At 72.3% G+C, this 8,111-nt stretch carries 9 protein-coding genes and 1 pseudogene; 4 read left to right on the top strand and 6 right to left on the bottom strand.

Annotation, left to right across the window (positions count from 1 at the left end):
• The coding region (locus EAO72_RS17705; protein WP_261991537.1) for a hypothetical protein at nucleotides 1–889 on the top strand (889 nt) is incomplete at its 5' end.
• 372 nt (nucleotides 890–1,261) lie between these two features.
• On the opposite strand, the gene EAO72_RS17700 is transcribed toward EAO72_RS17705, so the two are convergent.
• The 3 genes from EAO72_RS17700 to EAO72_RS17690 form a co-directional block, all read right to left on the bottom strand.
• Nucleotides 1,262–1,672 carry a hypothetical protein gene (locus tag EAO72_RS17700; protein ID WP_148018308.1) on the bottom strand — a complete coding sequence of 137 codons (411 nt, stop codon included), beginning with the start codon at nucleotides 1,670–1,672 and terminating at the stop codon, nucleotides 1,262–1,264.
• A gap of 101 nt (nucleotides 1,673–1,773) precedes the next feature.
• The gene (locus EAO72_RS17695; RefSeq protein WP_148018307.1) at nucleotides 1,774–2,199 is read right to left on the bottom strand and encodes a hypothetical protein; all 426 of its coding nucleotides are present in this window, start codon (nucleotides 2,197–2,199) and stop codon (nucleotides 1,774–1,776) included.
• A 255-nt stretch (nucleotides 2,200–2,454) separates the two neighbouring features.
• Nucleotides 2,455–3,078 (bottom strand): hypothetical protein, encoded by a 624-nt coding sequence (locus tag EAO72_RS17690; RefSeq protein ID WP_148018306.1) that lies wholly within the window; start codon nucleotides 3,076–3,078, stop codon nucleotides 2,455–2,457.
• A 210-nt stretch (nucleotides 3,079–3,288) separates the two neighbouring features.
• Here EAO72_RS17690 and EAO72_RS17685 point away from each other — a divergent pair, with 210 nt between their 5' ends.
• The gene (locus EAO72_RS17685; RefSeq protein WP_148018305.1) at nucleotides 3,289–3,726 is read left to right on the top strand and encodes a VOC family protein; all 438 of its coding nucleotides are present in this window, start codon (nucleotides 3,289–3,291) and stop codon (nucleotides 3,724–3,726) included.
• A 190-nt stretch (nucleotides 3,727–3,916) separates the two neighbouring features.
• Nucleotides 3,917–4,651, top strand: coding sequence for a DUF4232 domain-containing protein (locus EAO72_RS17680; RefSeq protein ID WP_148018304.1), 735 nt, complete (start codon nucleotides 3,917–3,919; stop codon nucleotides 4,649–4,651).
• A gap of 42 nt (nucleotides 4,652–4,693) precedes the next feature.
• On the opposite strand, the gene EAO72_RS17675 is transcribed toward EAO72_RS17680, so the two are convergent.
• Nucleotides 4,694–6,403, bottom strand: coding sequence for a CocE/NonD family hydrolase (locus EAO72_RS17675; RefSeq protein ID WP_148018303.1), 1,710 nt, complete (start codon nucleotides 6,401–6,403; stop codon nucleotides 4,694–4,696).
• 105 nt (nucleotides 6,404–6,508) lie between these two features.
• Between EAO72_RS17675 and EAO72_RS17670 the strand changes: the two genes are divergently transcribed.
• Entirely contained in the window at nucleotides 6,509–7,231 is a 723-nt protein-coding gene (locus tag EAO72_RS17670; RefSeq protein WP_148018302.1) for a TetR/AcrR family transcriptional regulator, read from the top strand.
• Nucleotides 7,232–7,341: 110 nt separating this feature from the next.
• Here the strand turns inward: EAO72_RS17670 and EAO72_RS17665 are convergent, their stop codons facing one another.
• A complete protein-coding gene (locus EAO72_RS17665) occupies nucleotides 7,342–7,899 on the bottom strand; it encodes a helix-turn-helix domain-containing protein (protein WP_148018301.1) in 558 nt (185 codons plus the stop codon).
• Between the two features lie 121 nt (nucleotides 7,900–8,020).
• A pseudogene (locus EAO72_RS43135) lies at nucleotides 8,021–8,111 on the bottom strand (TetR/AcrR family transcriptional regulator); the annotation flags it as partial.

The following is an 8,111-nucleotide window of genomic DNA, read 5'->3' as shown; positions in this document are numbered from 1 at the left end:
GACCCCCCATGTCTCACAGCACCACCGGGCGCGCTCGCGCCATCGCCCTGACCGCCGCCGCCCTGGTGTTGGTTCCCCTCCTGGCCGGTACGGCAGCGTCGGAGCCCCGGACCAACGCCCCCGCACCGGCCACGACTTCGCCCACCTCCTCCCCCGTGACGCCGCCATCGCCGCGTACATCGACGGGCTCTGCGACGGCGCCGACATCTCCGTGAAGATGCTCGCCAAGGTGCTGCCGTACGGGCAGTGCGCACTGCGGACCTCACTGAACCGGCTCCAGGAGGAGGGGCACCTGCGCCGGGGCAGTGAGTGCGTCGCGACGGAGGAGGCACTGATCTGGGTGACGCGTACGTTCTTCTCCCGTACCTCACGCAAGGACGAGTGGTGGGCGGCGTACACGCGGGGCGATGTACCGCAGACGCCCCAACGGCCCACCCGTTCGCGCTCGTTCATCCTCCTGGCGGCGCTCGGTGAGACGGCCCCCACGCTGACCCTGTCCGAAGTGAACTGCGTGACGCTGGAACCGCAGCTCAGCGAGTGGTTCGAGCGCGGCGCCACCGAAGCCGAGGTCATGTCCGCGCTGACTCAGGGACTGCCGGCGGTCATCCACAGCCCGGTCGACTTCGTCGGCGCGAGGCTCCTGAAGAAACTGCCACCCGCCCGCATCGCCCCCGTACGCCAGGTCGTCCTGCGGACCCTGGAATGCCGCGAGTGCCGAGCCCCCGGCACCCCCGAGGCAATGCGCGGCGGCATCTGCGGCGCGTGCCGGGGCAAGCCCGCCGACGTACCCAGCGGCCCGGCGGGAGCCGTTCCCGTACAGGGCGTGCGGGCCCGGATGAGCGCGGTCCGGGCGGGGCTGGTGCCTCGGGCGGAGCGCACGTATCGGTGACGCCCGGCCGGGGTGCGTGAGGTCACCTCGGCGGTGACCGCCCACTCGTCCCCGCCGAGGGCGGCTCCCACGACCTTCCGAAGGACAGCCCCGCCCTCGTACTCAAGGAGTTCGCGGGCATGGTCGCCGCACAGGGCTGACCTCACCCCGAGGGCCTGGATACCGCCTGGGTCGGCCGCCCTGGCCCTGCTCGCGCACGCGGTCCCGCGCCTCATGGGGCAGGACGCGAACGGGGACTGAAACAGGGCATGGTTGGCGCGCTCCGAAGGGCAGCGAAGCTCCGGCACCAGCAGGGCCGTAGGGGGCGGCCCGGACCGGACCGCCCCCTACCTTCCCGTCGGCAGACCGCCCGGGCGACGCAAACTGCTGTGGCTACTGCACGGTGAGGGTGAACGCCGTGTCCGCGTAGGCGTTGGCCGTGTTGATGCTGAGAACGGAGACGGTGTTCGGGTCACCGCCGCAGCGGGTGTTCGGCGGGGCCTGGACGATGAACGTCGCCCAGTTGCTGTTGCTTGTGACGTGGACCGCCGCGTCCTTCAGATCGTCGATGTCGGGATCCGACACCCTGACGCAGTACTGCCCGGCGGCGGTCCTCCAGGACTCGGAGACGTTCTTCTGCGCCAGGAGCGTGCCGTTTGTCGCCACCTTGGCGGCGGCGCGGGCGTGGGGGGCGTACAGGTCGATGGGGTCCGCCGCTGCCGTACCGGCCAGGAGGGGAACCGACACCAGGGCGGCGGCGGTCAGGGCGATGGCGCGAGCGCGCCCGGTGGTGCTGTGAGACATGGGGGGTCTTCCTTCTTCTCGGCCGCGTCACCCGTGTACCGGGGCGGCCGGGTTGTGCCGGCGAGCGGGGGTCCCGCCCTCCCGGTTTCGGGGCGCGAGGGTCAGGGGACGAGCAGCATGAAGGGTGCGTCGGCCAGCAGAAGGCGTTCGCCGGTGTAGACGGTCAGCGTGTCTGCCGCGTTTCCGCATGAGGGTGTCGGGTAGGTGGCGAGGTTGATCGCGTACTGCGGGCCGCCGGACGTGACGAGGGTGGCGACCGGGGTGCTCCGGCTCACGTCGATCCTGGTGTTGTCGTCGAACGTCACGCAGTAGGTGCCCTTGGCGGCCTTGGTGGACGACTTGATCCCCTGGGACTGTGAGCGGGTACCGTCCGCGTTGATCAGCGCGGAGGCCATGGCGTGCGGGGCCTTGGCCTTCACGGCCGCGTCATCCGCGAGGGCGACACCCGCGACCGCTCCTGCGGACAGGAGGCTCAGCACGGCAGCCGTCCCGACGATTCCCCGGCGCGCCTTGATGGTCTTGAACATGGTTTCCTTCCCTGGGCGTGACCGCCGAACTGGCGTGATCACTGTGCGTATGCAATCGGATACACAGGGTGATGTGCAAACGCCAGGTGAACCCGTCACTCGAACGCACCAGGAACGACCCGTGCGCGAGCAAAATCAAGAAACGGGCACCGGCGCCCAGTCGGTCCAGGGCGTCACGAACCCAGCACCCTTCCCGCGCTTCGCTGCTGACGGCCTCCCACCGATTCCACCCGAGTCAACCCGGCCGCCCGTCCTTCAGCTGCCGCTCAGCGGCGATCCCCAGGCTGGATCGTGACGCGCTCGCCTCGTCAGGTGGGTAAGCAGATGTTCCGCCGTACTTGAGGCGGTGGCTTGCGGCGCTCCAACTGAGATCAGCGCGGCGCAGAGCCGTGCCGGCGCCGGCTCCGGCACGTCCGAGGCGGCCAGGAGGGGAAGCACCAGCAGGAGGCGGGCGGCCGGGTCCTGAACGCCTTCGGCCGCAGAGGAGGGGCTGTCGGCGAGGCGGACCAGTTCGTCCCATGCCAGCCCGACTCCCGAGAGATCCCCTTCCCAGCTCGCGACCTGTTGGGCGTGGCTGCGGCCCGGATGAGTGAGCAGGTAGTCGATGCCGTACTCGCCGACCATGTTGCGATGGACGACCACAGCCCCGGGGCCGTCCTCAGCCGGCGCACGGAACACCGGCCAGCGTTCGGGATCGAAGAGGACCTCGGACAGGGCATCGGCATCAGCGCCGTCGTCGCCGAACCACTCCGGACCGGGACGTACGGCACTCGCGCCTCCGCCGCACACCGGCATGAGGTAGTTCGACCAGAACCCCGGGCGATCCAGCAGTGCCTCGCCGGCCACCAGTGGCCCGTCCTCGTACCCCTTGATCAGCACCTCTGGATTTTGTCACCGGCCACTGACACGGCCGGTCCCGTTCGGGATCGGTGCGGGGGTGTCCCCGCTACGGACAGCTCGCGGCTGCCGGGGGTTGTCGGGGCGCTCCCTACGTGCGCCGCCGGCGGCTCCACACCCGCCGGTCACGTCGTTGGCAGGGCTCCCCGAATATCCCGTGACCCCGAACGCACCACCAACTATCTTGGCCCGATGACAAAGATCAAGCAGGTCCAGATCACCTTCGACTGCGCCGACCCCGAGCGCGTCGCCCGTTTCTGGTGCGCGGCGCTGGGGTACGTCGTGCCGGAGCCGCCGGAGGGTTTCGACAGCTGGGAGGCGTACAAGAACTCGCTGCCGGCCGAGGATCTGCCGCTGTCGGGGTTCGCCTGTTCCGACCCCACCGGCGCGGGCCCGCGCTTGTACTTCCAGCGGGTTCCCGAGGGCAAGGTCGTCAAGAACCGGGTGCATCTCGACGTGCGGGCCGGCACCGGGCTCGTGGGTGAGGAGCGGCTCGCCGCGCTTGAGGCCGAGTGCGCCCGGCTGATCCCGCTCGGGGCCGTACGCGGGAAGCTACTGCTGGCCGATGAGGAGAACGAGTCGTGCCAGCTGATGCAGGACATCGAGGGCAACGAGTTCTGCCTCGACTGAGCGGACAGTGGTGCTCGCGTGCTCACGCACCCGCCGCGGACATCGTCACGCCGCGGTCGGTGCTTCGTGCGTGGGTGGTAACAACCCCTGATTTCGGATGAGTTGACGGGGCCGTCACCGCCACACTCGGCCGTGTCGCTTGTACACAGGGCCGGTCCGCGGACCGGTCTCGGGGGAATCGGGATGCAGCATGAACGCGAAGACAGACGGAGTACGGTCAGTACGTCGGGCCCTGCGCAGCACCCTGGTGGGGGCGGGTGTGGTCGCTGCCCTGCTGGCGGCCACCGCCTGCCAGCCGTCCGGGGGTGACGACAACGCCGCCGGTCCGTCGGGCTCCGCCTCGGCGGGGAAGAGCCCGGCGAAGAGCACCGAGTCGTCGTCCAGTGACTCCGGGACCGGGACGAGCAGCAGTGCCGGCGGTGACGCGACCGGCGACAGCGGCGAGACCGGCGGTGGCAACGGCACCGACCACCAGGACTGCGCGGTCACCGACCTCCGCCCCTCCGTCGAGCTCCAGGACGCGGCCGGGGAGACGCCCCGCCACTTCCTGCTGACCGTCACCAACGGCAGCGCGTCGCCGTGCGTCCTCAACGAAGCCCCGCTGGTGCGGCTCGGAACCGGCGACGACGCCTCGATCGTCGAGACGCTCGAAGCGCCGGACACCGAGCCCCTCGTCGTCGAGGCAGGTGGCAAGGCGTACGCCGGGTTGTACATCTTCGGCAACGACGAGGGCGGCGAGGCGGAGTACGACCAGTCCGCCCGGTTCAACGCCACCCTGGTCGCGGGCGAAGGCACCGAACTCAGCGGGAAGCTCGCCTTCGACCTGCCCGACGGTCTGCACACCGTCTCCTACGACGACGCGGCGCGGGTGAACGGCTGGGCCGGCACCGAGGGCCTGGCCATGCGGCCGATCAACCAGCTCTGAGCGGCCGGCGCGGCGGGCCCCCACCGGACGCCGCGCCCCCACTCACTCCTCGCCCTGCGGAAGCAGCAGCGCGGAGTCCGCGTGGACCGTGACCCGTATGGGGACGAACTCCGTTGCCTCCACCCGGGATTCGCCCGTCCCCGGGTTCTGCGCATAGCGCGGGTGCGCGCCCGCGCTGATCTGCCAGCGGATGCGGTGGCCCGCCGCGAAGCGGTACGCGGTGGAGCTCATCGGGACCGTGACGTGGGCCGGTTCCTCGCCCGAGGTACGCAACCGGGCGTACCCGTCGCAGACGTTGGTGGAGCGGCCCGCCGCGTCCACGTCGCACAGGCGGGTGAAGACGTCCCCGTGGCCGGTGTCCGTGGACGCGGAGATCCGGGCGGAGACCGCGCCCAGCACCGTGACGGGTTCGGTCAGGACCGGGCCCGTGAACGTGAGGACGTCGTCGCGGGACTCCAGCGTGCCGTTGTCCCGGGCGCCGGCCGGGAGGGAGAGCAGCGGGCCGCCGAGGGAAGGCGTGGGGGCGGCCGGGTCGTGGCGGACGGCGGCCAGGGCGGCGGTGTCCGTGGGCGGCTGCCGGGTGAGGTGGCCGTCGGGGGTCGGGAACCAGGAGGTGGTGGCGGGGTCGAGCGGCCAGGCGTCGAGGTCCTGCCACGCCGCGTCCGCGCCGCCCGTGTGGACGCGTACGGGGGTCGGGCGCAGGCCGGAGCGGTCGTCGCACAGGTGGGCGCGGAGCCAGGCCAGGCTTTCGGCGAACACCTCGGGCCAGCCCTGCTGGAGGGCGGAGGCGTGGGTCCAGGGGCCGGCGAGCAGGGTGACCTCGGCCCCTGACGCCTCCGACGCCCCCAAGGCGCCCGACGCGCGCAGCCGGGCGTACTGCGCGAAGGTCTGGTCGACGAGGGCGTCGTGCCAGCCGGTGATGAGGGCGGTGGGGATGCCGGGGCGGTCCGCCGCCGCGGCCGCCGAGGCACCCTTCCAGTACGGGTCGTCCGCTTCCGGGTGCGTCATCACGTCGTCCAGCCAGGGCACCTCCTGTCCGAGCGCGGCGGCGTAAGCCCCTCTGAGCGGGCGGGCGTTGACGACGTCCTTCAGGTGGCGCTTCAGCCGCAGGGTCGCCTTGACGAACGGACCCATGCCGCGGTGCTGGTACGTCATACCGGCGCCGACGAGGAGCGCGTTCTCCAGCTTCAGCGCGCCGTCCGTGTGGAAGAGGGCGTACGGGTCGTGCAGGCCGACCTGGACCGCCATCGCCTTCAGCTCCGGCGGCGGGTCCAGGGCCAGGGCCCACTGGACGTAGCCGAGGTAGCTGGGTCCGACCGTGCCCAGGGTGCCGTTGAACCAGGGCTGTTCGCGCAGCCAGCTCACCGCGGCGAGGCCGTCGGCGGCCTCGTTGCGCCAGAGGTCGAAGGTGCCGCCGGAGCCGCCCGTGCCGCGGCAGCTCTGGAGGATCACGTGGAAGCCCTGTTCGGCGAAGAGCATCCCGTACTGCGGGGACCAGGGCACGCCCCGCCCGTAGGGCGAGCGCACGAGGAGGGTGGGGAAGTCGCCCTCCTCGCGGGGGAAGTAGTGGTCCGTGATCAGCGGGCTGCCGTCGGCGGCGGGGACGGAGAGGCCCGGCTCCCAGCCGATCCGGTGGCGCTTGGGCGGGAGCCCTCGCCAGGTGGCGCGCATCATGCGCGCGGACAGCGGCGGCTTCGCGGCCGACGGCGTCCAGGCCGGCATCGGCCGGGCTTCGTGCGTGGGTGATGTCATCGTTCGCCTCCGTCGCTCACTCATTCTCGTACTGCGTACGAGAATAGACGATGCTTGGATGAACGAGACAGGAGCCGCAGCAGTGAGGAAGGGAACAGCAGGATCGTGACCCGTGCCGAGGGACCCGGCCCCGCCGGTGTCGACCCACGAGAACTCTGGCTGGCCCCGGACCCCGACCGGCCCCGCCGGGGGCGCAGGCCCGCTTTCAGCCGCGAGGCCATCACGGTCGCGGCCGTCGCCCTGGCCGACGCCGAGGGAATCGACGCGGTCACCATGCGACGGGTCGCCGCGGAGGTGGGCGCGGGTGTCATGTCGCTCTACAGCTACGCCCCCGACAAGGAGACGCTGCTGGACCTGATGATCGACCATGTCAACGGCGAACTGTCCGCGTCCGGGCCGCTCACCGGTGACTGGCGGGCCGATCTCAAGGCCATCGGGCGCCTCCAGCGCGACCACATGCTCCGCCACCCCTGGCTGGCCACCGCCGTGCCCGCACGCCGGACCCTCGGACCCCGCACCCTCGCGTTCCTGGAACACGCCCTGGCCGCCCTGCGCCCCAGCGGCCTCGACGGCGGCACCCGGCTGGAGGTCTTCGCCCAGCTCACCGCGTTCGTGGCCGGGCACGTGGCCCATGAGGTGGCGCAGGCCGAGGCCGCGCTGTCGCCGGACCGGGCCGCGGCCGAGGCGCTCTACCTCACCGCCGTCGCCGCGGACGGCCACCACCCGGAACTAGCCGAGGCCCTCGCCTCGGCCGGACGCCCCGTCACCCCGGACGCCACGTTCGCCCGCTTCCTGAACCGGCTGGTCGACGGCCTCGACGCGGGCTGACCGGGCGCTCGCGGCTCGTGGCCGAGACGCGCCGGAGCGGTGCCGGTCCGTCTCCTGCTTCCTGCTTCCCGCCGTGAGTGGCCCGGGCCCGGGCGCTCGGGCTCCCGGGCTCAGGTGGTGCGTGCTCGGATGTGCGCGCGTTCGCCCTGCCGGCCGAAGAGGATCAGCAGCTCGACCGCTCGGCCGTCGGCGCTGCCCAGGAAGTGCGGAAGTCCGGTGTCGAACTCCGCGGCCTCGCCGGGCGGTAGCACGAGCTCCTGGTCACCGAGGACCAGCCGCAGCCGTCCGTTGAGGACGTACAGCCACTCGAACCCCTCGTGCGTCTGCGGCGTCGGTTCGGCCGGGGCGCCCCGGCCGGGGATGAGCATCTTGAACGCCTGCATCCCGCCCGGCCGGCGGGACAGCGGGATGAACGTCATGCCGTGCCGGTGCAGCGGCTTGAGGTGGACCCGGGGGTCGCCGGTGGGCGGCGCGCCCACGAGGTCGTCCAGCGGCACTCCGTAGGCGCGGGCCAGCGGGAGGAGCAGTTCCAGGTTGGCGCGGCGCCGGCCGCCCTCCAGCCGGGACAGCGTGCTCTCCGAGATCCCCGTGGCCGCGGCCAGCTCGGCCAGGGTGATCCGGCGCCGCCGCCGCAGCGCGCGCAGTCGCGGGCCGACGGCGTCGAGCACGCACCACCTGAGCCCGGGAGCCCGAGCGCCCGGGCCCGGGCCACTCACGGCGGGAAGCAGGAAGCAGGAGACGGACCGGCACCGCTCCGGCGCGTCTCGGCCACGAGCCGCGAGCGCCCGGTCAGCCCGCGTCGAGGCCGTCGACCAGCCGGTTCAGGAAGCGGGCGAACGTGGCGTCCGGGGTGACGGGGCGTCCGGCCGAGGCGAGGGCC

The organism is Streptomyces sp. OR43, assembly GCF_008042275.1.
Taxonomy (GTDB): domain Bacteria; phylum Actinomycetota; class Actinomycetes; order Streptomycetales; family Streptomycetaceae; genus Streptomyces.
The sequence above is the reverse complement of the archived record's forward strand: the minus strand, read 5'-3'. Positions and strand labels throughout refer to the sequence as shown.

Coding starts and splice junctions, on each gene's coding strand:
- EAO72_RS17700 (WP_148018308.1), bottom strand. CDS start 1,672: ATGTCTCACAGCACCACCGGGCGCGCTCGCGCCATCGCCCTGACCGCC.
- EAO72_RS17685 (WP_148018305.1), top strand. CDS start 3,289: ATGACAAAGATCAAGCAGGTCCAGATCACCTTCGACTGCGCCGACCCC.
- EAO72_RS17680 (WP_148018304.1), top strand. CDS start 3,917: ATGAACGCGAAGACAGACGGAGTACGGTCAGTACGTCGGGCCCTGCGC.
- EAO72_RS17695 (WP_148018307.1), bottom strand. CDS start 2,199: ATGTTCAAGACCATCAAGGCGCGCCGGGGAATCGTCGGGACGGCTGCC.
- EAO72_RS17675 (WP_148018303.1), bottom strand. CDS start 6,403: ATGACATCACCCACGCACGAAGCCCGGCCGATGCCGGCCTGGACGCCG.